This is a genomic window from Billgrantia endophytica (assembly GCF_002879615.1).
GTDB lineage: Bacteria > Pseudomonadota > Gammaproteobacteria > Pseudomonadales > Halomonadaceae > Halomonas > Halomonas endophytica.
This window is the reverse complement of record NZ_PNRF01000027.1, coordinates 212476-236457: the sequence shown is the minus strand read 5'-3', so window position 1 is coordinate 236457 and position 23982 is coordinate 212476. Positions and strand designations below refer to the sequence as shown.

The 23982-nt window shown below is 59.7% G+C and carries 19 protein-coding genes and 2 pseudogenes; 7 read left to right on the top strand and 14 right to left on the bottom strand.

Annotated elements, in window-relative coordinates; genetic code table 11:
* Positions 1-367: 367 nt before the first annotated feature.
* Positions 368-517: pseudogene (locus C1H69_RS13150) on the top strand (transposase domain-containing protein); the annotation flags it as partial.
* A gap of 54 nt (positions 518-571) precedes the next feature.
* On the opposite strand, the gene C1H69_RS13145 reads toward C1H69_RS13150, so the two are convergent.
* The 14 genes from C1H69_RS13145 to C1H69_RS13080 all read right to left on the bottom strand — a co-directional run bounded on the left by C1H69_RS13145 (position 572) and on the right by C1H69_RS13080 (position 17021).
* Positions 572-1216, bottom strand: coding sequence for a TetR/AcrR family transcriptional regulator (locus C1H69_RS13145; protein ID WP_102653849.1), 645 nt, complete (start codon positions 1214-1216; stop codon positions 572-574).
* A gap of 107 nt (positions 1217-1323) precedes the next feature.
* A complete protein-coding gene (gene lpdA / locus C1H69_RS13140; RefSeq protein ID WP_102653848.1) occupies positions 1324-2733 on the bottom strand; it encodes a dihydrolipoyl dehydrogenase in 1410 nt (469 codons plus the stop codon).
* A gap of 9 nt (positions 2734-2742) precedes the next feature.
* On the bottom strand, positions 2743-3444 hold the full coding sequence (locus C1H69_RS13135) for an ABC transporter ATP-binding protein (RefSeq protein WP_102653847.1): 702 nt from the start codon (positions 3442-3444) through the stop codon (positions 2743-2745).
* A complete protein-coding gene (locus C1H69_RS13130; protein WP_102653846.1) occupies positions 3437-5242 on the bottom strand; it encodes a branched-chain amino acid ABC transporter ATP-binding protein/permease in 1806 nt (601 codons plus the stop codon). The genes C1H69_RS13135 and C1H69_RS13130 overlap by 8 nt, the downstream gene beginning before the upstream one ends.
* Positions 5239-6105, bottom strand: coding sequence for a branched-chain amino acid ABC transporter permease (locus C1H69_RS13125; RefSeq protein ID WP_240609933.1), 867 nt, complete (start codon positions 6103-6105; stop codon positions 5239-5241). The genes C1H69_RS13130 and C1H69_RS13125 overlap by 4 nt, the downstream gene beginning before the upstream one ends.
* A 91-nt stretch (positions 6106-6196) precedes the next feature.
* Positions 6197-7426, bottom strand: coding sequence for an ABC transporter substrate-binding protein (locus C1H69_RS13120; RefSeq protein ID WP_165789478.1), 1230 nt, complete (start codon positions 7424-7426; stop codon positions 6197-6199).
* 83 nt (positions 7427-7509) lie between these two features.
* A complete protein-coding gene (locus C1H69_RS13115) occupies positions 7510-8853 on the bottom strand; it encodes an MmgE/PrpD family protein (protein ID WP_165789477.1) in 1344 nt (447 codons plus the stop codon).
* Positions 8854-8897: 44 nt separating this feature from the next.
* On the bottom strand, positions 8898-10397 hold the full coding sequence (locus tag C1H69_RS13110; protein WP_102653844.1) for a long-chain-fatty-acid--CoA ligase: 1500 nt from the start codon (positions 10395-10397) through the stop codon (positions 8898-8900).
* Between the two features lie 64 nt (positions 10398-10461).
* Entirely contained in the window at positions 10462-11634 is a 1173-nt protein-coding gene (locus C1H69_RS13105) for an acyl-CoA dehydrogenase family protein (protein WP_102653843.1), read from the bottom strand.
* Between the two features lie 2 nt (positions 11635-11636).
* Positions 11637-12881 (bottom strand): dihydrolipoamide acetyltransferase family protein, encoded by a 1245-nt coding sequence (locus C1H69_RS13100; protein ID WP_102653842.1) that lies wholly within the window; start codon positions 12879-12881, stop codon positions 11637-11639.
* Positions 12882-12886: 5 nt separating this feature from the next.
* Positions 12887-13672, bottom strand: coding sequence for an enoyl-CoA hydratase/isomerase family protein (locus tag C1H69_RS13095; protein WP_102653841.1), 786 nt, complete (start codon positions 13670-13672; stop codon positions 12887-12889).
* A 13-nt stretch (positions 13673-13685) separates the two neighbouring features.
* Positions 13686-14657 carry an alpha-ketoacid dehydrogenase subunit beta gene (locus C1H69_RS13090; RefSeq protein WP_102653840.1) on the bottom strand — a complete coding sequence of 324 codons (972 nt, stop codon included), beginning with the start codon at positions 14655-14657 and terminating at the stop codon, positions 13686-13688.
* Positions 14657-15622, bottom strand: coding sequence for a thiamine pyrophosphate-dependent dehydrogenase E1 component subunit alpha (locus C1H69_RS13085; RefSeq protein ID WP_102653839.1), 966 nt, complete (start codon positions 15620-15622; stop codon positions 14657-14659). Before C1H69_RS13085 ends, C1H69_RS13090 begins: the two co-directional genes overlap by 1 nt.
* A gap of 229 nt (positions 15623-15851) precedes the next feature.
* Complete coding sequence (locus C1H69_RS13080; protein ID WP_205738482.1) at positions 15852-17021, bottom strand: iron-containing alcohol dehydrogenase; 1170 nt, start codon at positions 17019-17021, stop codon at positions 15852-15854.
* A gap of 533 nt (positions 17022-17554) precedes the next feature.
* Between C1H69_RS13080 and C1H69_RS13075 the strand changes: the two genes are divergently transcribed.
* The 6 genes and pseudogenes from C1H69_RS13075 (at position 17555) to C1H69_RS13050 (ending at position 23850) form a co-directional block, all read left to right on the top strand.
* Positions 17555-18697: an NADH:flavin oxidoreductase/NADH oxidase gene (locus C1H69_RS13075; protein WP_102653838.1), complete on the top strand. Its 1143-nt coding sequence runs from the start codon at positions 17555-17557 to the stop codon at positions 18695-18697.
* A gap of 182 nt (positions 18698-18879) precedes the next feature.
* Positions 18880-19192: pseudogene (locus tag C1H69_RS24600) on the top strand (hypothetical protein); the annotation flags it as partial.
* Positions 19193-19538: 346 nt separating this feature from the next.
* Positions 19539-20441: a LysR family transcriptional regulator gene (locus tag C1H69_RS13065; protein WP_165789476.1), complete on the top strand. Its 903-nt coding sequence runs from the start codon at positions 19539-19541 to the stop codon at positions 20439-20441.
* A gap of 82 nt (positions 20442-20523) precedes the next feature.
* Positions 20524-21519, top strand: coding sequence for an NAD(P)-dependent oxidoreductase (locus C1H69_RS13060; RefSeq protein ID WP_102653836.1), 996 nt, complete (start codon positions 20524-20526; stop codon positions 21517-21519).
* Between the two features lie 17 nt (positions 21520-21536).
* The gene (locus C1H69_RS13055) at positions 21537-22742 is read left to right on the top strand and encodes an enolase C-terminal domain-like protein (protein ID WP_205738481.1); all 1206 of its coding nucleotides are present in this window, start codon (positions 21537-21539) and stop codon (positions 22740-22742) included.
* A 4-nt stretch (positions 22743-22746) separates the two neighbouring features.
* Positions 22747-23850: an iron-containing alcohol dehydrogenase gene (locus tag C1H69_RS13050; protein WP_133154974.1), complete on the top strand. Its 1104-nt coding sequence runs from the start codon at positions 22747-22749 to the stop codon at positions 23848-23850.
* The last annotated feature ends 132 nt before the right edge of the window (positions 23851-23982 follow it).

The window sequence follows — 23982 nt, the reverse complement described above, 5'->3', positions numbered from 1 at the left end:
AACTTTCTCTGACTCCGAAACTCCGTGACAGTAGGTGCCCATCTATCACTGAGTGGACACCTATAATGGTTGTCCCAAGCACTGATCGAGAAATTCACCGGCGTCGCCGCTATACCCCGGAATTCAAGGCCAAGAGCCAGTTGCCGGCCATGCCCGACTTCGACCACTCCCGGTCCCAGCGACGGCTGACTTGCCGACACCGCCCATTTCCTCCGGAGAGATTCGCATCGAGCTCCCCTCGGCGCGGGGCACCATCACCATACATTGTCCGGTGACCGACGCGGCGCAGTGCATGCACTGGTTGAAGGGGCTGCTGTGATGATCTGCATAGACGATATCTGACTGGCCACCGAGCCGCTGGACATGCGCCGCCAACATCATGAGCCTGATCCAGACCGCTAAGCTGAATGGCCATGAACCGCATGCCTACCTGAAAGACGTGCTGGCTCGACGGCCGACGCACAAGGCCAGCCGGATCCACGAACCCCTACCTCAGCACTGGCAGCCGGTCGTCTGATCACTCGCAAAGGGTGATGACCGGCCGCTTACCAAGCAGCTCCTGTGTATACCCTTAGCTAATCGACACATCCTCGGCAAGCGCCGGCACGGGCTGTGCGGCGATGGATCGGCAGACCAGCTCGGACATCGCTTTAGCCAGCTGGGTGCTGTTCCAGGAGCCTTCGTTGGAGAACCACTTCGGCACCCAGTTCACCGCGCCGAAAATGGTAAAGATAGCGAGCTTGGGGTCACAGGAAATGATGCTGCCGTCGGCGATGCCTTCACGTACCAAGGCACGCAGCTCGGCTTCAAAGCGGTCACGCTTCGCGACGATAGGTGCGCGCTGTTCCGGCCGTAAGGCATGCTCTTCTGTGAGAATTACACAGCGATTGAGATCACAGAGGGTGGCACGTAGATAACCCTGGATGGTGGCCTTGAGCTTCTCATAGCCAGTGCCTCCAGCCTGCCTAGCGGCTTCCAGGCTTTTAAATGCTACTTCCAATACATGCTCGAAGGCCGCCGCCAGCAGCGCATGCTTGTTAGGAAAGTAATAATATAGCGCGGCCTTAGTCACCCCCAGGCTCTTGCCGATATCCTCCATCGAGGTGGCATAAAAGCCTCTCTGGTTGAACGCGGTCACCGCCTCGCGCAGCAAGGCATCACGCTTGGCCTGATGCAGTTCATTCCGGTTGGGAATCGCGTTTTTCCATGTCGCCACGAGCACAGCTCCCGTCACTATGTGAGCCCGTTTATGGGCAGGCTCTACCGAGCATTCAATTATCTTACCAGACTAGGCGCAGTGTTTCGCAGACTTGCACCGCAACACTATTTCTTGCCACCCAGATACAGTTCTGTCAGCGTGCCCCCGTAGGTTTCCGCAGCGAAAGCCAGGGTCTCGGACAGTGTGGGGTGCGGGTGTATCGTCAAGGCAATCTCTGCCGGCTCCAATCCCATCTCGATGGCGAGCGCCGCCTCGGCGATCAACTCACCAGCGTTAGGGCCTACGATACCGGCACCGACCAGAACCCCGGTTTTGGGATCCACCAGAATCTTGCTCAGGCCCTGTTCCGCACCCAGGGTCCATGCCCGTCCACTGGCCATCCAAGGAAAGCTGGCTTTCCGGTAGCTCCGCCCCGTCTCACGAGCCTGGGTCTCGGTAAGCCCCACCCAAGCCACTTCTGGATCCGTGTAGGCCACCGAAGGAATCACCTGCGCTTCGTTAGCCACCAACAGCCCAGACGCCACCTCTGCGGCAACCTTGCCTTCATGGGATGCCTTGTGGGCCAACATAGGGCCGCCCACCACATCGCCGATAGCGTAGATATGCGGCAATTCAGTGCGCTGATACTTATCAACATTTATGAAGCCCATTGTATCTACTGCAAGGCCCGCTTTATCGACATCCAGAGTCTTCCCGTTGGGCGCACGACCCACGGCACAGAGCAGCTTGTCGAAGTAGGCGGGCTCCCGACCGTTGCCGAAACTCACCCGCAGGCCCCGCTCCTCGGCCACTACGGCGGTCACTTCGGTAGAGGTAAGCAACGCTTCATACCGACTACTGATATGCTTGCGCAGCGGCTCAACCAAATCGCGGTCGCAACTGGGCAATAGACCCTCGGTGCGCTCCACTATCGTGACTCTACTGCCGAGCGATGAATACACTTCTGCCATTTCAAGTCCAATGATCCCTCCCCCCAGCACCAACAAACGCTCGGGAATATCCGCCAAGTTCAAGGCCGCAGTTGAATCCATAATACGCGGATCATCCGGCAACATGGGCAGGCGTAACGGGCGCGAACCCACGGCGATGATAGCCTGCTCAAACTGCAGATACTGCTCGCCCCGGGTGCCTCTCACCCTCAGCTCATGCGGTCCGACGAAATGCCCCTCCCCCTGCAACACCCGCACGCCACGCTGGCGGGCAAGCCCAGCCAGACCTTGGGTAAGCTTGCCCACCACCGAGTCCTTCCAGCCTCGCAGTTGCTCAAGCTCTACGCGTGGCTCGTCAAAGCTGATGCCCTGGGCCGATAGTCCACGAGCCTGCTCCAGAACATGCACAACATGCAGAAGCGCCTTGGAGGGGATGCACCCCACATTCAGGCATACCCCACCCAGAGTCGGTTCCCGCTCCACCAACACCACATCCAGCCCTAAGTCAGCGGCACGGAAGGCAGCAGTGTAGCCACCCGGACCACCCCCTAGCACCACAAGCCCTGCCTGGTCAGTGTCTTTCATGGTGCCCCCTTAACTTAGATAAGCGCTGGCCAGTCCAGCGCCACTGAGTTGCTCGGCGGTGCCGGACTGCACCAACGCTCCGTGCCGCAGTACATGACCGTGATCGGCCACTTTCAGGGCAAGACTCGCCATCTGTTCACTAATCAATACTATTCGACCACCTTCCTGGGCATAGCCGCGGATGAAGTCGTAGATCTGGCTGATGATGATGGGCGCCAGCCCTAAGGAGGGCTCGTCCAGCAAGACCACTTGCGGCTCATGCAGGGTCGCCATGGACAGGATCAGCATTTGCTGCTGCCCACCGCTCAGGGTGCCGGCCTTGGCGCGACGGCGCTCAGCCAGAATGGGGAAATTTGAATACACTTGCTCCTGGGCGCGCTTAAAATCTCCCTTGGGATGGCGGAAGTGCCAAGCGGTGATGAGGTTCTCCTCCACCGTATGCTGATGGAAGATCCGCCGCCCCTCCAGAGCATGGGCGATGCCCAGGCGCGCCCGCTCGTGGGGCTTGATCAGGGCCAGATCCTGACCGTCTAGAATCACCCGCCCCTGCTTCGGGATGACCAGGCCGGAGATAGTCTTGAGCAATGAAGACTTGCCGGCTCCATTGGCACCGATCAGGGCGGTGATACTGCCCGGCTGGGCTGTGAAACTAACCGAGTTCACCGCCTCGATGGCACCATAGCTTACCGATAAATTGCTAAGCTCAAGCATGGCTCTCTTCCTCCTTGCCCAGGTACGCTTCGACCACTGCGCGATCGGCACGCATACCTTCCATATCCCCACGGTAAATCTCACGACCGGCATCGAAGGCAACCACCTCATCCACCAGTTCCTCCAAGAAGTCCATGTGATGGTCTATGAGGATCACCCCCACGCCATGATCCCGCGCCAGGCGGATCAGTGCGCCCAGACGCTCGGATTCGGACTCCGACAGACCGGCCGCCGGCTCATCCAACAGTAGTAGCTCCGGATCGCTGGCCAGCGCTCGAGCCACCTCGGCCAGTCGCTGTATGCCGTAGGGCAGATTCCCCACTGCTTCATCGGCGTGTCGGATCAGATCTGCCTCCTTCATCAGCGCATCCACCCGGCCCAGGAACTGTCCCTCCTCGCGCGATGCGGCGGGGCTATTGATGGAAGCGGCAAAGGCGCCGTGCTTGTACAAGCGATGAGCACCCATGAGAATGTTCTCTCGCACAGTAAAGCTCGGCACATTGCGCGGATCCTGAAACGTGCGAGTAATCCCCAGACACGCCACCTTGTGGGCTGGCCAACCATTGATGGCTTGGCCCTTGAAGCGCACCGTACCGGCGGTGGGTTTGTAGATACCGCTGATCACGTTGATCAAGGTACTTTTACCGGAACCGTTCGGCCCCACCAGGCCGGTGATGGTGCCCGGGAGCACCTTTAGACTTACATCATCCAGCGCCCGCAAGCCCGTGAACTCCATGACCACGCCTTGCACATCTACCAGTGCGCCGCTACCGGTATCCCGGCGGCTCAGCACCGCATTCACATCGGGAATGTTCGCCGTAAGCTGATCATGCTTGCTGTATCGGGTATGCGTCCCCAATAGACCGGCAATACCTCGCGGCAGCAATATGAAGGAAAACACCAGGATCAGGCCGTAAACGATGAACTGGTAGTCATTGAAAGCTTGCAACTGCTGCGGCAGATAAGTAAACAGCGCTGCACCCAGCACCTGCCCCATCAGCGAACCCAACCCCCCAACTATGGACATGACCAGGATTTCCACCGAGCGCATCAGGGTGAAGCTCTCAGGTGTCAGATAGCCCACCATATAGGCGTAGAAACCGGCAGCGATCCCGGCGATCCCTCCGCTTAATGCATAGGCGAAACGCTTGGTGCCACCTTGAGAAATACCCAGGCTACCCGCTGCCACCTCGCTGACGTGAATCGCGTAAAAAGCACGACCAAAGTGACTCTTCACGAAGTTGCGCAGCATCATCATCAACACCAGCAGACTGATCAGCATTATGCGAAAATACCATTCCATGCTCACCTGCCAGCCGAATATCTCCAGAGTATTCAAGTTGGGTGAGGGAATGCCCCGCATGCCCATCACGCCCCCGGTCAGATCGCGCCATTCGCGGACCAATTCATAGACAATCAAGCCGAAGGCCAGTGACATCATCGCCAGGTAGAATTCCCGCACACGTCCCGAGGGAATAGCCAGAACATAGCCAACCATGGCCGACACGACCATGGTAATCAGAATGGCCACCGGGAAGGGCACACCGTAATCCTTCAGCAGGACAGCAGCCACATAGGAGCCTATTGCGAGAAAACCCGCATGCCCTAGGGATATCTGTCCGGCAATACCTGTCAGGAGGTTGATGCTCTGGGCGAGCATGATGTTGACGATCAGAAAACACCACATCTGTACGGTGCCCTGATTGACGAATCCGGCGGCCACCGCCGCCACGGTGCAAAGCACCCCCACGAACCAGGGGTTGCTGATCACCCGACCAATGAGATGTAGGGGGTTCATACCTTCACCATTTCCTTCTTGCCCAACAGGCCCTGAGGCCGTATTGCCAGTACGGCCACCAGCAGGACGAAGGCGACCATGTGCGCTGCGGCTGGGGAGTAGTACCCGGCGATAAGCTTCTCAAGCACGCCCAGAGCGAGCCCCGCAATCAGCGCGCCCGTGGCGCTACCCATCCCACCGACCACGGCCGCAATGAAGGCGAGAATAAGTAGATGTAGACCGAAGCCAGGATCCACGGTACCGGAGATCTGGCTAACCAGAATTCCCGCCACGCCAGCAAGCAGACCGCTGAACATGAAGGAGTAAAGCACCACCTTGCGTACCGGAATGCCCATAAGGGAAGCCAGGTCAGGGTCATGAGCCACGGCACGCACGCCGTAACCCCAGGTGGAATAGCGAAGGAACAGCTCCATCAAGCCCACGATCAGCACGCTGATCATGAACACGGCGATATACTGCATGGAGACCCAGGCGCCGAACAGCTGCACCGAGGCCGAACTGCTGAACAGCACATCCGGGAAGGCCACGGCCTGGGTGCCAAAGGCAAGGCTCGCCACCCCCTGCAGGAAGATGCCCAGGCCCAGGGTGGATACCACCCAGCCCATGCTGCCACTCACTTTGAGCAGCGGGCGTATGGCGACGATTTCGGAAATGATCAGCACCGCTCCGGCCACCGCCAGAGAAATCAGGATGGCCAGTAGCATGTTCAGCCCAGAACCGATCATCACGGCGGTAAGCATAGCCGCAATCATGAGCACCGAACCCTGACCGAAGTTCAGCACTCGCGTGGTCCAGAAAGTCAGATTGAGACCGAGAGCTATCAGCGCATAGACCGCGCCCACACTGAGGCCGGAAAATATCATTTGTAGGAAGAAGTCCATAGCTACGTGCTCGCTTCCAAGGTGAGTTCGGCGAGTCCCCTGCGGGGGACTCGCCAACATGTGGGCTCAAGATTTAGAGCTCGCCAACCGGAACTAGGGGATAGTCGTCCCCACGCTTGACGTACTGGAAGACTTCCACCCCGTTGGCTTCAATGGCGTGATGGCGGTCACTGGAGAAGTTGTACACCGCGTTCACTCCCTCGTAGTCCCGGATGGACTCGATCCCCTCGATGATGGCATCCGGATCGGTGGACTCGGCGCGGCGAATCCCTTCGAACAGGATGTTGGCGGCGTCATAGCCGTTGGAGACGGAAATCGCCATGAACAGTTGCGGGTTCTGCTCATCATTGCCCCACCAGCGATCTACACCGTACTCGGCCTTGTAAGCATCCACAAAGTCCTGGGTGGCTTCCCGCATGGGGCGCTGGCCGAAGGCGCCAATCATGGTGCCCTGCACGCCTTCCACCAGCTCCCCAGCTCCGTCCTGGAAGGGCTGACCCAAGGCACCATTGGAGGCAATCAGCGGCACATTGACGTTCAGACGCGCCATGGTCCGGCGCAGCACGGCCAGGTCACGCCCCAGCCCGACAGCGGCAACAGCGTCTACATCGGCGCGGTTCATGCGTGCTACCTGAGCGGTCATATCCTGAGCGCCCTGGTTATAGCTGTCGGAGGCCACGGGGCCATCACCGCCAGCTTCCTTCATGGCTTCGGTCAGATAATCCAGGCCAGTCACACCATAGGCTGTGCTTTCGTGTACTACCCCTACACGCTGGAAGTTCTCTACCAGGTGCTGGCCCATTGCTGTGGCTTCAACATCATTTTGCAAAGCAAAAGAAAAGATATTCCGTCTCGGTGTGGTCCCTGTACCGTCTGGATAGGTGACCATCGGCGTCTGAGCAATGGGGTTCATATAGGGCCGGCCATCAGCCTCAGCCATATCAATGACTGCGAGGGTCGGGCCACTCCCCGCTGGGCCAATAATGCCGACAATTTCCGGATTATCCAGAATCCGACGCATATTCTGAACGGCACGATCAGGATTCAGCTGATCATCCAGCAGCATGGCCAGCTCAATTTCCTTGCCGTTGATGCCACCACGCTCATTCCACTCCTTAATGGCCAGCTCCACCGCTCGGCGGTTGCCCTCTCCGAACTCGTTATAAGGACCGGTCAATGCCGAGGTCATTCCGATCTTAATGGTGTCCGACTCGGCCATGGCCGGGACGGCGATCATTGCGACCGCGGACAGCCCTAGGGCGGCCATGACGAGGAACGTCACAGTCTTGTTCTGGCGTTTCATGGTGCTACTCCTCACTTTTGCTTATCGTTATCGACGGCTTGCTCTGCAAGCGAAGACCTCCGGAAGCGGAGACTAGTCTTTTGTTATTGAATTGCCTCAAACGCCTTGAGCACATCGTTCAGATCCGCCCGAGGCAGCGCTTCGGTGAAGCGTTCCAGACACTCATAAGCCTGCTCAGGTACACCGGTTTCCATCCCGACACGGCGAATCAGTGCCGATACCTGCAAGCGGTCATAGCTGTACTCGGTATGATCAACCCGGCGCTCTTGCACCAAGGGTATATCTCGCCCTGCCACGTCGGCCTCGATACGACAGGCCAGCAGGCCATAGTCGGGATCGGCAATGGGTTGGATATGAGGCATCAACGCCTTTACCGCCGAGTCGTCAAAATCACTCATGCGCGCCACGCTGGGCTCGCCGTGAACTAAGGTGGTAGCCACGCAGAACTGTATGCTCATCAGGCTGCCCGATAGCGAGCCAAAGGGTCCGGTACTGTTCATGCCTGCATAACCCACGCAGGTAGGATTCATGCGGATGCGCACGGCGCGCAGTTCGGCGCCAGCTAGCTGAGCGCGCAGAGCAAGCGCTGCGATTACCGGCGTTTGGTTCAGAGCACAGACTGGATAGGGTTTGAAGGTTACCTTGGGTACGGACCATTCCACGCCAAGCTTAGCGACCAGTGATTGCACGTCGCAGTCTTCACCCACGTAGGTGCGCACGAAACCGCTCCGGCCCTCGAAAGCGGCCTGGGCAGACACCGAACCCGCCTCAGCCAACCGCGCGGCGGCAAGACCATTACGCCCGGCGATACCCACCTGGTAACGCCATTCATCGGTACCATCCCCGAAGGACTGCAGAATACCGCCAGTGAATGAGGCAGCATTGCATAAGGCTGCGGCAGTTCGCTCTGCATCCAGGCCTCGAAATTTCGCCACGGCAGCCGCCGCCGCCAACGTGCCGTACAGGGGCGAGGCACGCAGTCCTTTGCCCGTAGTCGTAGCCGAGTAGGCAGTTTCAAGCAGACCGCCCACCTCGTAGCCGGCGATCAAGGATGGCAGTAGACGCTCTACCGGGCCTTCTCCAGCCTCTACCAGGGCGGTGAGCAGCGGCAGCAGTACGGCACCGAAATGAGCCACCCCGCATGTATCCTCCTGGGCACGGCCATGGAACAGCGCGGCATTAGAGAGAGCAGCCCCGGCCACAGTGCTCTTGCGGCCATCAGCCAGCAGCGTCGCGCCCTGCTCCCGCTCCCCATCCATAGCCAGCACGGCTTGCGCCGCTAAAGAGAAAAAGGGTGTGGTGTGAGAACCCAAGGCTATCCCATAGCCGTTCAGCACACAGGTACGGGCTTTCTCCACCACCTCATCGGGCAGGGAATCCAGTTCCAGATCATGGACGAACTCTGCCATCCGCATAGCCAGATTCATACGCTGCTCTCCTCCACTTCTGCCTGCTTCGGGTAGGGGTTTATTCAGGCCTCATTGGCGTACTGCTCGCGCAGCTTGCGCTTCAAGATCTTCCCCGAGGGGTTACGCGGCAGCCCCTCACTGATCAGCAACTGCTTGGGTACCTTGAAATTGGCAAGATACTTGCGGCAGTGGGCCTCCAACTGCGAGTAGCTCAGGCTCACCCCTTCCCGGAGCACTACTACCGCTACCATTCGCTCGCCCCAGCGCTCATCGGGCAGGCCGACAACAGCTGCCTCCGCCACTTGAGGCAGCTGATAGATGATATTCTCCACCTCCGAGGAGGCCACGTTCTCCGCCCCGGTGAGGATCATGTCCTTGCGCCGATCGGTGACGTAGAGGAAGCCGTCTTCGTCCAAATGACCGATATCGCCGGTGCGAAACCAATCGCAAAAGAAGCTCTCGGCGGTCTTCTCGGGGGCATTCCAGTAACCGCGGGTGATCTTCGGCCCACGTAGACATATCTCACCTTCGGTGTTGGCGGGCAGGGAGCGGCCCTCTTCATCGCAGATGCGAATCTCCACATGGGCCAGAGCACGGCCGGTGGAGCCGATCTTCTCGATCTCCATCCCGGGCTCCATCAAAGTGTCACCACTACAACTTTCGGTTAGGCCGTAGCCGTCTATGTAGCGCCCCGAAGTAAACACACGGGTGAAATCGCGGATACGGCTCTCGGGTGTTTTCTCGCCTCCACCTATGCACCAACGCAGGCTGCTCAGATCGAAGCGCTCGGAGTTCTCCACCGCCAGGATCTGGTTGAGCATCACCGGCGCAGTCCAGGCGCAGGTAAGCTGATGCCGTTCTATGCTCGCCAGTGCTGCCTCGGCATCGAATTCCCGATGCACGCATAAGGTGCCGCCTTGCCATAGCAACGCTACCCCGGGCAGGTCAAAGGCACCTACGTGATATAGTGGGCCCACGGTGAGCAATCGATCCTCCGCGGTAAGGTTCAACGCGATCACATGGTCCATGCACTTCCAGTAGAAGTTCTCATAACTGTGCATGACACCCTTGGGACGAGCCGTGGTACCCGAGGTGTACATCAGCCGGAACAGATGATCACTGCGCCGCGGGCCAACATCCGGCAGGGGCCAGTCCGGATCGGACAGTCGGCGGCTATCTCGCTGCGCCCGAACGTCTACCACCACCACGTCCTGGTAGAGCTTGCATACGGTGACAAACTCCTCATCCACGAAAAGCAGCTTGGCGCCGGCATCCGCCAGAATGTAACTAACCTCATCGGCGGCGAGACGGAAATTCACAGGCAGGAATACCGCGCCCACATGGCTAGCGGCAAAGGCGATTTCAAGAAAGGCGGGGCTGTTCTTCATGAACAGAGCCACTACGTCGCCCTCGCCTATACCGCGCTGCGCCAGCAGAGCAGCCAGCCGGCGGATGCGCTGGTCGAAAGCGCGATAGCTCACCCGATCTTCGCCATAAACGATCGCGGTATGCATCGGGCGCCGCCGGGCATGGAACGCGATAAATGCGCTCAGGTTCACCACGGTATTCTCTCCTTCTTGTTCTTCCGACCCAGTGCGGCACTGCTGACCGCTGCTCGGCAAACGATTAATAGGACTTGGGCATGCCCAGGTTATGGACGGCGATGAAGTTCAGAATCATCTCCTCGGAGACGGGAGCGAACTTGAACAGCCGCGCATCGCGCCACAGGCGCTCCACGTGATACTCCCGCGCATAACCCATGCCGCCCATGGTCTGCATGCTGCGCTCAATGGCGTGCATGGCCGCCCTAGCCGCCACCAGCTTGGCCATGTTCGCCTCGCTACCGTAGGGTTGATCCAGATCGCACAAAGCAGCGGCGCGCAGATTCATGATGCGCGCGCACTCAAGCTCGGCATGTGATTGGGCCAGCGGAAACTGAATACCCTGGTAGGCAGTGACCGGACGGTTACGGAACACCTTACGCTCATTGCCGTAATCCACGGCCAAACGGGTGGCTAGTTTGCCCGCACCGATCATGCCAGCAGTGGTGACAATGCGCTCGGTGTTCAGCACCTGCAGCAGCTCGCGCCAGCCGCTGTGCAGGGTCCCCACCAGTTCATGGGGCTCTATGCGCACATCATCAAAAAATACGGAGCTTGCACTCAGGGTATGGGTGCCCAGTTTATCGATCGGGGTATGGCTTAGCCCTTCCCGGTCGATGTCGAGCAGGAACATGGAGATGCCCTGGGTGGGCTTCTCGACCTCTTCGAGCTTGCGGGTGCGGGTTACCACCAGCATCTTGCCGGCACTGCTCACCCCGGTAATCCATATCTTTTGGCCGCGCAGTCGCCAGCCATCACCGTCCTCGGCGGCGAAGCTCTTCATCTCCAACGTATTGGAGCCAGAATCGGGCTCGGTGAGAGCCATACAGAAATTCAGCTCCCCAGTGGCAAGCCTGGGCAGCAACTCGGTTTTCATCTCATCGGTGCCGAACTGCGCGACGGATACACCGCCGAAGATCGGATTGATCATGAACAACTGCCCGAGGGTGCTGCCCGCACCGCCTTCCGCCAAGGCTTCCACAATCAGGGCCATTTCCAGCATGCCCAGGCCTGCACCGCCGTACTCCTCGGGCAGCAATACCGCGGCAAGCCCTGTATCACAGATAGCCTGCCAGCACTCCTGCGGAAAGCTCTTGGTCTTGTCTTGGGCCTCCCAATACTCCAGCCCGTAGTCTTGGCCCAGACGGCGGGCGGTATCCACAATCATCAGTTGTTCTTTGGTGAGTTCGAAATCCATTGTTAACCTCTACGGGCTGCGACGCGGGGACGCAGCAGCTGATATGGCTGCTGTAAGGCGTCGATGATGCGGTTGAGAAAAGTCAGGGCGCCGGCACCATCATGCAGCCGGTGATCGGCGGCCAGCACCAGCCCCATCTCCCGACGCAGGACCGGTTGGCCCTGCGCATCCGGGCGGAACAGCTCGCGTATGCTGCCCACTCCGAGAATGGCCGACTGAGGGGGGTTGATGATGGGCGTCATATAACTAACGTTGAACATGCCAGCATTAGAGACGGTGATTGCCCCGCCCTGCATGTCCTCGCGACTGGCGGTGTTGGCCTGCAGTCGGCCCTGTAGAGCTCGCGCCTCGGCGGCGATCTCGTCCAGGCTGCTGCCTCGCAGATCCTTGAGTACCGGTGCAAACAGGCCACGCTCAGTGCTCACGGCCATGCCCACATCGATGCGCTCAAACTGCACGATTTCATTGTCATGGAAGATTCTGTTGTACTCAGGGCTAACCTCCAACGCCCGCACCACAGCGGCCAGTACCAAGTGGTTCAGACTAAGCTTCTCGTAGCCCTCCTGGACGTTCAGTTCGGCCCGCAGCATCAGCAACTCGCTGACCTCGGCTTCCGCGGCCAGGTAGAAATGCGGCACCTGTTGCTTGGCCTCCACCATGCGCCGGGCCATGGCCTGTACCAGAGCAGAGGCAGTGCTGCGTTGCTCTTCGCTGGGGCCAACGTCCGGGGCCGCTGCGCCGGTCGCAGAAGCATCCTGCGTGCTGTACTGCCGCGCGGCTGCCCGCACATCCGCAGCCTTTATCCGACCTTCCTTACCACTGCACTTAAGCTGTGCCAGATCCAGCCCGTACTCACGGGCAAGCCGACGCGCTAGCGGAGTCGCGATCACTCGGTTCGAGGACGATTCCGCTGGCCGGAAAACGGCCGCTGGCTCAGAGGCTGCAGATTGCTCAGCCTGTTCGGTCTGATCCCCAGCCGTCTCATTCTGGGGCGTGCCCTGTCCTGGACCGGTCCAGAGACCCACCACCGCGCCGACGGACACTGTCTCTCCCGCAGGCACCAGAATCTCGCGCAACTCACCCTCGGCCTCGGCGGTAATGTCCGTGGCTACCTTATCGGTTTCCACCACGAACATCAGATCACCGGGACGCACGCTATCCCCGGGTGAGATGGACCATTCGGCGAGAGTGCCCTCGGTCATGGTCAAGCCCAGCTTGGGCATCAGCAGTTCATTCACATCGCTCATAAGCTTTAGCGTCCGGTGAAGTTTGCCTTGCGCTTCTCCAGGAAGGCAGAGATACCTTCATGGGCATCCTGGGTATCGAAGACCAGGCCGATCAGCGCCTGCTCATGAGCCAACGCTGCTTCCATGGGCATGTTTACTCCATCCCGCAGAGCACGCTTCATGAGCTTGAGCACCAATGGGGACTTTTCAGCGATCTGCGCAGCCAAGATCATGGCCTCGCCCAACAGCTCTGCTTGGGGCACGACACGGTTGGCGAGCCCGATACGCACGGCTTCCTCCGCTTTAAAGCGACGGCCGCTGAACATAAGTTCCTTCGCTACACAGGAGGGCACCTGACGGATCATGCGCTGAGTGCCGCCGGCACCCGGGAAAACGCCCAGACCAATCTCGGGCAGCGCCAAGTCGGCATTATCCGCTACCAATCGAATGTCCAGACTCAGCAACAGTTCGGTGCCACCGCCCAGGGCGTAGCCGTTCACTGCGGCTATGGTGGGCTTGTCACTCGTTTCGAAGCGACGAAATACCCGATGAATGTCTTCTGCGAACTCCTGATAATGGGTAATGCCGTCCCGGCTAACCATTTCCGAGAGATCCCCGCCAGCCACGAAGGCCTTATCGCCGGCGCCGGTAAATACGATTACCCGTACCCGAGGGTCGTTGTCCAAAGTGATGAAGGCCTGCTCAAGTTCCAGCAGCACTGGCGTGCTCAAAGCGTTATGGACCTTCGGACGGTTAATGGTGAGTAGGCCTACATGGCCGTTCACTTCGCTCAATATGATGTTCTCGCTCATCGCTCAGCATCTCCTAGGCGCATAGCTTGCGTACTGCCGCGATCACGGCCTCCGCATCCGGTTGATAGGCTTTTTCCAAACTGGGCGCGAAAGGGACGGGCACAAAGGGAGCGGCTACCCGCAGGATCGGTGCATCCAGCTCGTCAAAGCCGACCTCCCCGATGCGCGCAGCAATCTCCGCACCCACCCCGAATGCTTCCACTGCCTCGTGCACGATGAGCAGCCTGTGAGTACGGGACAAGGACTCCATCACCGCCGCTTCATCCCAAGGCTGTATGCTGCGCAGATCCAGCACCTCAACCTCCAGCCCCTGTTCGGCAAGCTGAGACGCCGCTCGCTCTACGATATGCACTGCGGCACCGTAACTGACCACGGTTACGTCACTGCCCTGGCGTAATATGCGCGCCTTGCCGATGGGGATGATTTCCGGTTGCTCTAACAACTCCCCCTTCATGGCGTAAAGGGCCTTGTTCTCCACAAACACCACGGGATCCGGATCAGCAATGGCCGACCTCAACAGACCGTATGCGTCCGCTGGATTGCTAGGGCAGAGCACTTTCAGGCCTGGCACATGGGCAAACCAGGCTTCCAGGCACTGTGAGTGCTGGGGCCCGGCGCTAATTCCACCGCCGTGAGGGGTTCGAACCACCATTGGCACCGATGCCTGACCACCGAACATGTAGCGCGCCTTGGCGGCCTGATTGACCAGCGCGTCCATGGTCAGCGTCATAAAATCCATGAACATTATCTCGAGCACCGGCTTGAGCCCTGAGAGCGCGGCGCCTACGGCGGCGTTGGCCAACGCTGCCTCCGAAATGGGGGTGTCACGAACCCGATCGCCAAATCGCTCATGCAGACCTCGGGTTGCACCGAACGGACCACCCACCGTCGCGATATCCTCACCAAACAAAAATACCGCCGGGTCTTGCTCCAAGGCGTCGGCCAGGGCCAAGTTGATTGCCTTGCCGAATCGTACTTCCGCCATCAGGCAGCTCCCATCTGTGTGTATACGTCCGCACGACCGGCCTCAAAATCCGGCGCCCCCCCTCGACGGGCCCGCTCCACCGCGGCCTCCACCCGAACATCTACGCCTTCACGCAGATGTTTGAGCTCTGCCTCCATCACACCGGTCTTGATCAGCTGCGACTCAAGCAGAACCAGGGGATCATGCTCGCCCAGCCTGGACAGCTCATCAGCGCTGCGGTACTTCTGTGGATCACCTTCGTAGTGACCGCGGAAACGGTGAGTGGTGAACTCCAGCACCCGGGGCCCCTTGCCCGAACGAGCAGCCTTCACTGCCCGCTCACTGGCCTTGGACACCGCCTGCACGTCCCGCCCATCGGCTTTCTCATAGGCAATGCCGAAGGCCTTGGCGAGCTTGTCCAGGGCAGCGACAAACTGTGTGGAGGTGGGGGAAAACTCCGCCCAGCCGTTATTCTCACAGACGAATACCAAGGGCAGTTTCCATAGCGCAGCCATGTTTAGGCTCTCGTGCAGAGTGCCTTCCGCCATAGCCCCGTCACCAAAAAAGGCCACTGCCACCGCATCCACGCCGCGCACTTGGTGTGCTAGGGCACTCCCCAGGGCGATGGGAATACTGGCACCAACAATGGCGTTCGCCCCCAGCATGCCAATAGACAGATCCGCCACGTGCATGGAGCCGCCACGGCCCTTACACATGCCTCCCTCCCGCGCCATCAACTCCATGAAGAACCGATCTAGATCCACGCCCTTGGCCAGCGCATGGCCATGGCCGCGATGTGTGGAGGCCAGGGTGTCATCAGGGCGCAGAACACTGGCCACCCCCGTGGCGATGGCTTCCTGGCCTATGCTCAGATGGATAAAGCCAGGCACCTCACCATCTGCGAACAGGCGCCCTAACCGCAGCTCTACCTGGCGGATTAGATACATCCCCTCGTAGAGCTCAAGCAGCTCAGCATTCTTCCGCATCGTCACACTGTCACTCCTCAACCCGCCCGAGGCTCGCTTGCGGGTAAGCTTATAAATAAATTTGTATGTTTGGTCATTTAGCTAAATGAACAGTAAGTAGAAAATGAGCCAATATCTACCCAGTGTCAATCCGAAACACGTCAAGCATCAGAATCGTTTTTTAAGCATCACAACAGAAGAGATTGCGGACACTGACCCCGGGGCTGCCTGGCTTCACGTCTGCGATCACTCACCAGGCCAGTTCCAGGATGTCCAGGATGTCCTCGGGTCGGTTCACTGGACGCGGGTTGCTGCGCACCATCATGTTCTGCATGCCGCCCCGGGCAATCGCCTCGAAATGTTCCCGCTTCACGCCCACATCCTGCAGGGTTGCGGGCAGGCCCAAATCCTTTATCAGCGCCGCGATCAGATCCGCGGCGGGCACCTCGGGCTGCCCTAGCGCCTCGCTGATCAGCTGCTGGCGATCGGCATTCACCTCGTGGTTGTAGCGCAGCACATTGGGCAGCATCACACAGGAGCAGTAGCCGTGAGGTACATCGGCCACAGCGCCAAGCTGATGACCTATGCCGTGGCTCGCCCCCCAGTCCACTCTCCCCAGGCCGGTCGAGGCCAGCCACACGCCAAGCTGACTGTTAAGGCGCGCATTCAGATCCACGGGATGTTCCCGGTTGATGCGCAGGGACTCGTTGAGCATACGCAGCCCATGCAGGCAGGTGGCGTCCGTGAAGGGCTGAGGCACGCGGGAGCAGACGGTTTCCACCGCATGATCCATAGCCCGCAGGCCAGTGGACAGCCATAGCCAATCCGGGGTGTGCACACTGAGCGAAGGGTCCAAAATCACGGCCTGGCCACCGATCTCCCGCCCCATGTAGAGATCCTTGACCTGGCGCAATGGATCGCTGGCGCCGCCAATCTTACTGAACTCAGCACCGGAAAGCGTGGTCGGCACGATGATCTGACGCAGTGGCGGGCTCGCCACCTCTGGCACTACCTTGCTACCGTCCTCATTGACCCGCACTCGGTAGTCATCCAACTGATCGGGGCTGTTCAGATCATGGGCCAGGCAGATCAGCAGCACTTTCACAGTGTCCATAGGCGTGCCACCGCCCACGGTGACGATCAGATCCGGCTCCGCAGCACGCACCGCGTCAGCGGCCTTGAGCACGCTGTCCCGAGGCACATGGGCTACGCACTCATCGAACAGGCCCACGAAACGATCCCCCAAGGCCTGACGAATCCTGTCTATCTCATCGGTCTTGCGGCTCAGGGTCTGGCTGGAGACCAGAAATACCCGCCGCGCACCCATGTGCTCGGCCTGCTCCAACACGGCTCTGGCCGCGGGCACACCGAACACCACCCGATCTTGGGCGAGAAATTCATACTGTCCTGACATGCTCATATCGCTCTCCTCGTGAAGGCCACTGCTGTTTCCGCCCCTGATCCCAGGGCTCGGTACGGTTCCGGCAAGGCTTCGAACAGATCCGCCACTTGGTTTAATCGGCCAGCTAGAAAGTGGGCTCCTCCTCAACCATGTCGATAATCACCATCGCCTTGAAACGGCAATTGCTCGCATCAGAGGAAAGCTCTCCTTGCTTCCCAACCCATGCACATCGGGAACCACATCTTCACGCCGGTCAGTTTCGGCCAGTCGGATACACTCAACTCCTGCTCCATGAGCTGCATTCCGCTCGGCGGCTATCCAGTGGCTGGATGCCGGACTTGATGCATTTTTACCAATTGGTTAATATTCTGACTATATAGTTGATTCTGGTGCCGCGTCCAGACTTGGCACCCAAGGTCTAGGCCGAATACGCCACCGAGCAAGACGTGAGAAGAGTGAGGTAAATGAGATACAGCACAAATTTTCGTTGCCCGGATCGCTCCCCAGGTGGCAGCGGCATCAACCGCCCGGAAACCTAAGGAATCCAAGTGATGGACTCAGCCGGCAGTCGACTTTTCTCACCCCTGCGCCTGCGTGGACTGGAGATACCCAACCGGGTGGTGATCTCCCCCATGTGCCAATACTCCGCCGAGGAAGGGCTGGTCAATGACTGGCACCTGGTGCAACTGGGCCGCTACGCCCTGGGCGGCGCCGGCCTGGTGTTCACCGAGGCCAGCGCGGTCACCCGCGATGGGCGCATCACCCATGGCGATCTGGGCATCTGGTCCGATGAACACATCCCTGGCCTGCGCCGGCTGGCGCAGTTTCTGCGTCAGCACGGTGCCGTGCCGGCAATACAGCTGGGACATGCCGGGCGCAAGGGCAGCACCCAACGCCCTTGGGAAGGCGGCGCGCCGCTTCAGGCAGATACGTCCGGCGAAGCGCCGTGGCCCACACTGTCCGCCAGCCCCTTGCCCCTGTCCGAGCGAGCCCCCAGCCCCACGGCGCTGAGTCCAACCCGGCTAGAGGTACTGAAACAGGCCTATGTGGACGCCGCCGGGCGTGCCCTGGAGGCGGGGTTTGAGGTCATCGAATTGCACTGTGCCCACGGTTATCTGCTTCACCAGTTCCTCTCGCCGCTAAGTAATCAGCGCAAGGACCAGTACGGCGGCGATCGCTCGGCGCGTTGCCGCTACCCCCTGGAAGTGGTGGATGCGCTGCGAGCCTGCATACCAGAGCACCTGCCCCTGCTGGTACGCATCTCGGTGGTGGACGCCCTGGAGGGGGGCTGGAGCCTGGAAGATAGCATCGACTTCGCCAGCCACCTGAAAGCCGCGGGCGTGGATCTGATCGACTGCTCCAGCGGTGGCCTGGGCGGCCCCGCCACCGCCGCTGGTGTGCCGCGGGGTTATGGTTTTCAGGTTCCTTTCGCCGAAGCGGTACGTAGGGAAGCGGATATCCCCACCATGGCGGTGGGTCTAATCGTGGACGCGAAGCAGGCAGAAGCGATACTGCAACAAGCTCAGGCCGATCTGATCGCCATCGCTCGGGAAGCACTGTTCAACCCGAACTGGGCGCTGCATGCAGAACAGGCGCTGAGCCCAGAAACAGGATTCTCCCGTTGGCCGCAGCAGGTCGGCTGGTGGCTTGCCAATCGAGCCCGCATCCTGCGCAAGCTCGGCAAGCTGGCCTGAACCGAAAGGCGGAAGAAATATTACAAAATCAATAAACTACCGAAGCACGCTTCTTTCAGAACACCTCAAAAACGGTATTGGCTCCTGATCGCTTTCAGCGTCCCCAAGAGCTCGGGGATATTCTCCTGGATGATGCTGCACGATAGCCTGTCTAGCTCTGGAGGGGGCGCTTCAACGGCGGCGGCCGTCGGCTTCAGCGACAAGGCGCCGCGATCCCTCAGAAGTCCGGAACGGTGATCTACTTCGCTGATCCACATAGCCCAGCGAGGTTCCAACGAGAACATCAACGGACTGTTGCGGCAGTACCTGCCGAAGGGCACAGACCTCTCCGTTTACAGCCAGGAGCAGCTCGACGACATCGCCGAGGTTCCAGCTAGCTTGGCAGTCATGGCTGGAGATGCAGCTCAAATACAAGCGATGCAAACATCTCAGCGCCCACGCGTTCAAGTGACGCCTCTCATACTGCAACGACCACTTGAGGTACGCCATGACTGAGCGGTTACCCAATCTTCACTTGGGCGATATCTTGCTTTGAGGCTTCCATCAAGCATGGAGTGGCCTTACCCCTTGAAAATATCATGACACATCGGCTTTACGCTTGGCGGTCCAGCGTTTGATGGTGGGTTCTTCACTCATCTCTCCCTCGCTCGCAACATCATGCAGCCATTGCGCGGAGAATTCACTTCTCCCGACTGTTCAGTTTCCCTCAGCCACCTCAATATGCAGAATGCATATTCCATGCACGGTGACTGGAGGCAGGTTAGACCGCCACCACGTCAATTGGACTTCTGCTAAAGGCATCTGCACTGGCACCGACCCAGCACAGCACATAGGAGCGGAAATGGACCGCAGAAATCTGGAATGCTTCATCGCTCTTGCCGATGAAGCCCATTTCCACCGCGCGGCCGAGCGATGCAATATCAGCCAGCCGGGGATCAGCCAGCAGCTGCGCAAGCTGGAAGAACATCTGGGCGTCGTGCTTCTAAACCGTAGCAGCCGACAGGTTTCACTGACACCAGCCGGTGCAGCCTTCCTGTCTGAAGCCCGCCGTATCGTGCAAGACATAGACAACGCCACCCGGATCGCACGACGGGTGGACCGGGGATTGCAGGGTACGCTTGTCATCGGCTCCACTGCTTCGGGGCTCTTTATTCTCCTGCCCGAAATCATCAAGCTATTCAGGATCGATCATGGCGAGATTCAGGTCGATGTCCGTCACATGACCACGCACGAGCAGGAAATTGCCCTTGATAGATCCGAAATTCAGGCCGGGATCTGCCATCCCCCGATCTCGGATCGCAAACTTACCAGCGAGATGCTCGTCACGTTGCCCTTCTCGGTGGTGATGTCGGACGACCATCCGCTGGCCGCGCAGAAAACCGTACGGCTGAATGACCTTGAAGAGGAGACCGCCATCCTCTTCCCACGTCAGGTCGGCCCGCTGCTGTACGACAACATGATTTCGCTCTTCCGGCAGGAAGGCTTCCTGCCCATGCGGATCATCGAAGCCGCTCCGGTGCAGTCGATCATCGCGATGGCTGCCTGTGGTGCCGGTGTCGGATTCGTCGCGTCGCGGGCACAGCAGATACCGCGCCGGGGTGTGGTCTACCGCGAGATCGCCGGCCCGAAGCCGCATATCACCTTGGGGATCGCTTTCCCGGAATCCGGGCCTAGCCATCTCGCGCGGGCCTTCGCCGATTGTGCGCAGCAAACGGCCACGGAACTTTTTGATAACAAAATATAATCGCTAGATTTAAAACAATCATTAGACGCTTTCGGTCGAGTGGAATTAGTCTCATGCTGCGAACTGACAGCAGGGGGCTGGAATGCGTGTATTCCTAGTAGGCGAAGCATCGACACACCGTGACGATCTTACGGCCGGCATGGACACTCACCTGCGTGACCGGATCGAGATCGTGGACCTGCCGCGAGAGGCGGCACATGACTCCGTGCATGACCATCTGATCGCCCCCGACGATATTGTCGTGTCGCTGAGAATGAACCGCGGCGGGGCGCCCTTGCCTCGGATGCGGATGCTCCATGTTCCCGGAGCGGGTCTCGACGGGATCGACCTCAAGGCGCTCGATCCCGACGTAGTGCTCTGCAACGTCTTCGAGCACGAGATCCCGATTGCCGAATTCACTCTCGCCTCGATGCTCGAATGGGAGATCGACCTTGCGGGCATGAAGCGCGGCTTCACCCCGGAGACTTGGCCCGACATCTATCGCGAACGGGTCCCTCATGGCGAGATCCACGGCAAGGTCCTGCTTGTGCTGGGCTACGGGCGCATCGGACAGGCCGTGGCTGCACGGGCGGCCGCCTTCGGAATGGTGGTACTCGCAGTGGACCCGATGCTTGCAGACAAGGCCGACCCACAGAATGTCGCAGCCGAGATCGCCCCGCCGGCCCGGCTGGCGGAGCTTGCGGCACGGGCGGATTATCTGGTTGTGACCTGCCCTCTGACAGAGAGCAGTCGGGGCAGTATCGGGCGGACCGTGTTGAAGGCGCTTGGGTCCGAAGGGGTAGTCATCAATGTTTCCCGGGCGGAAATCGTCGACGAGGACGATCTCTATGTCGCGTTGACCGCGGGCACGATCCGGGGCGCGAATCTCGATGTCTGGTATCGCTATCCCAAGGGTTCTGATGATCGCGTCACCCCATCCCAACACGACTTTCACGCCCTGCCGAATGTCAGGGCCACACCCCATTCCTCGGCCTGGACTCGCGAACTCTCACACCGTCGCTATGCGGTGATCGCCGCCAATATCGCGGCACTCATCAGGGGCGAACCTCTTCGCAATCAGGTCCGTACTGCGCGCTGACACATGATTCCTTATCCATGACGGGACTGCATATGACCAGAAATGACCCGATAAAGATCACACGGGTGAAAACGATCGTCGTCAACGCCGAAATGCGAAATTGGATATTCGTAAAGGTCGAAACCAATCAGGACGGCCTTTACGGTTGGGGCGAAGCCAGCCTGAACTGGAAGACCCGCGCCGTCACTGGATGCATCGAAGATCTGGAGCCGCTGCTTATCGGGCACGATCCACGTGACATCGAACTGATCCTGCAGGTGCTGAACAAGCACAGCTACTACCGGCTCGGCATCATCGGCGCCACTGCGATCAGCGGGATCGAGCACGCGCTCTGGGATATCGCAGGCAAGAGCGCAGGCTTGCCGGTCTGGCGCCTGTTGGGGGGCAAGACGCGCGATTACGTACCGCTCTATACCCACCTGGGGCTGGGCGACATGAAATCCGTTTATGAGACTTTCGACCCCGCACCGCTGCGCGACAACGCGTTGCGCGTGATCGAACAGGGGTATAACGCGCTCAAGGTCGTCTTTATTCCCTATTCGCATTACATGGTCGACCGTGCAGCGCGGCGTAGGGTCGAGGAACTGATGAAGACCCTGCGCGATGCGGTTGGTGAGAATATCGCCATCATGGTCGACTTCCACGGTCGCCCCGCTTCGATCTCGGTCGCCCTGCAGTATATCGAGGCTCTGGCCCCCTTCGATCCCTATTTCATCGAAGAGCCGGTCCAGCCCGGCGACCCCGAGGCGATGCGTCTTATCACTGAACGTGCGCCCTGCCCGGTCGCCGCTGGCGAGCGACTGATCGGATATAAGGAATTCGAGCCGCTTCTGCAAAACCGTGGCGTACATATTCTGCAACCCGACCTGAACCACACGGGTGGCCTACTGGAAGGCAAGAAGATCGCGGCGGCAGCGGAAGAGGTGATGATCGGCATCGCGCCGCATAACCCGAATGGTCCCATCGCCGGGGCTGCGGCACTGCATTTCGCGATCTCGACGCCCAATTTCGTGATTCAGGAAGAGATGTCGGGAGCAGTCCCGTGGTATGACGACGTCGTCTCGGCACCGATGAAGCGTGAAGGGTCGAACTGGTTGATCCCGGACGTTGTCGGTTTCGGCGTCGAGATCAACGAAAGCGAAGCTGCAAAACATCCGTTCAAGCCCGAAGTCTTTCACAGCAGAACGGCAGTGCTGGACGACGGCACGATTGTCGATTGGTGAGATCATGAACCGATCCGAACAAACACCACCGTCCCGCCTGCGCCGCTTTGCAAGCCGCGATGGCGCCTTCAACGCTACCCCCGCCCGCATTGTCTTTGGCCTCGACAGTTCCACCGCGGTGCACGACGAAGTCCGGCACCTTGACCGCCGTCGGGCGCTTGTCATCTCGACACCGGGACGACGAGCAATGGCCGAGGAGATAGCCGCAGCTCTGGGCGACCTCTCCGTCGGCGTGCTGCCAACCGCAGTCTCCCAGGTACCCATTGAACTGACTCGCGCCGGACGCAAGGCCGCCACCGAGATGGGTGCGGATTGTATTGTCTCGATCGGCGGCGGGGCCTCCATCGGGCTCGCCAAGGGCATCTCGCTGGAACTCGGCCTTCCCATCATCAACATACCGACGACCTATTCGGGATCGGAGATGACGGCCTTCTGCGGAATTACCATCGACGGCGTGAAGATCATGCACGAGCATCTCAACATGCTCGCCCATACGGTGATATACGATCCCAGGCTATCGCTTGGTCTGCCGCGCGCCAGCAGCGCTGCCAGCGCCCTGAACGCACTGGCCCATTGTGTCGACGGAATCTATGTCACTTCCTCAAGCCCCATCCATCAGCTAACCGCCATCGAAGGCGCCAAGGTGGTGGTCAACGGCATCCGCGCGGTGTGGGACAATCCCTCGTCACTCGAAGCCCGGTCCGAGCTGCTCTATGGGGCTTATCTGGCAGGCGCAGCGCTGGCCGGGGGCTTTGCACTGCAACATGGTTTGGCCCACACGCTGGGCGGCAGCTACAACGTACCGCACGGCAACGCCCATGCCGTGGTTCTTCCCTATGTGGCCGCCTACAATAGCGCCTTTGCCCGAGATGGCGTGGATGCGGTAGCGGCCTCGCTTGGCAGCGAAAGCCTGTCAGGAACGATCCACGACCTGCTGCACGAACTTGAACTTCCCGCCCGACTGCCCGATGTCGGGATCGGCACGGAGGATCTCGACCGCATCGTGGGCATCACTGTTGAAACCGACAACGGGCTTAATCCCGGCCCGGTCACACATGAAGCCGTACGTGGAATCGTCGACGCCGCCTTCATCGGCGCACGCCCCTAAATCCTAAACCTGCCAGCCGCACCGAACCCTTGCCTTTCCCGTCATGCGGGAAGGGCTTTTCCATTTCGCTCCACGCCAACACATCGGATCGACCGACCTGGGGGCCTTCATCCACCTGAACCACCAACCACC

What these genes read in the sequence shown, in the direction of transcription:
- C1H69_RS13125 (WP_240609933.1), bottom strand. Translation starts at nt 6,105, where the DNA reads ATGATATTTTCCGGCCTCAGTGTGGGCGCGGTCTATGCGCTGATAGCT.
- C1H69_RS13095 (WP_102653841.1), bottom strand. Translation starts at nt 13,672, where the DNA reads ATGAGCGAGAACATCATATTGAGCGAAGTGAACGGCCATGTAGGCCTA.
- C1H69_RS13090 (WP_102653840.1), bottom strand. Translation starts at nt 14,657, where the DNA reads ATGGCGGAAGTACGATTCGGCAAGGCAATCAACTTGGCCCTGGCCGAC.
- C1H69_RS13120 (WP_165789478.1), bottom strand. Translation starts at nt 7,426, where the DNA reads ATGAAACGCCAGAACAAGACTGTGACGTTCCTCGTCATGGCCGCCCTA.
- C1H69_RS13100 (WP_102653842.1), bottom strand. Translation starts at nt 12,881, where the DNA reads ATGAGCGATGTGAATGAACTGCTGATGCCCAAGCTGGGCTTGACCATG.
- lpdA (WP_102653848.1), bottom strand. Translation starts at nt 2,733, where the DNA reads ATGAAAGACACTGACCAGGCAGGGCTTGTGGTGCTAGGGGGTGGTCCG.
- C1H69_RS13060 (WP_102653836.1), top strand. Translation starts at nt 20,524, where the DNA reads ATGCGTGTATTCCTAGTAGGCGAAGCATCGACACACCGTGACGATCTT.
- C1H69_RS13075 (WP_102653838.1), top strand. Translation starts at nt 17,555, where the DNA reads ATGGACTCAGCCGGCAGTCGACTTTTCTCACCCCTGCGCCTGCGTGGA.
- C1H69_RS13080 (WP_205738482.1), bottom strand. Translation starts at nt 17,021, where the DNA reads ATGAGCATGTCAGGACAGTATGAATTTCTCGCCCAAGATCGGGTGGTG.
- C1H69_RS13085 (WP_102653839.1), bottom strand. Translation starts at nt 15,622, where the DNA reads ATGCGGAAGAATGCTGAGCTGCTTGAGCTCTACGAGGGGATGTATCTA.
- C1H69_RS13115 (WP_165789477.1), bottom strand. Translation starts at nt 8,853, where the DNA reads ATGAATCTGGCTATGCGGATGGCAGAGTTCGTCCATGATCTGGAACTG.
- C1H69_RS13135 (WP_102653847.1), bottom strand. Translation starts at nt 3,444, where the DNA reads ATGCTTGAGCTTAGCAATTTATCGGTAAGCTATGGTGCCATCGAGGCG.
- C1H69_RS13105 (WP_102653843.1), bottom strand. Translation starts at nt 11,634, where the DNA reads ATGGATTTCGAACTCACCAAAGAACAACTGATGATTGTGGATACCGCC.
- C1H69_RS13130 (WP_102653846.1), bottom strand. Translation starts at nt 5,242, where the DNA reads ATGAACCCCCTACATCTCATTGGTCGGGTGATCAGCAACCCCTGGTTC.
- C1H69_RS13065 (WP_165789476.1), top strand. Translation starts at nt 19,539, where the DNA reads ATGGACCGCAGAAATCTGGAATGCTTCATCGCTCTTGCCGATGAAGCC.
- C1H69_RS13050 (WP_133154974.1), top strand. Translation starts at nt 22,747, where the DNA reads ATGAACCGATCCGAACAAACACCACCGTCCCGCCTGCGCCGCTTTGCA.
- C1H69_RS13055 (WP_205738481.1), top strand. Translation starts at nt 21,537, where the DNA reads ATGACGGGACTGCATATGACCAGAAATGACCCGATAAAGATCACACGG.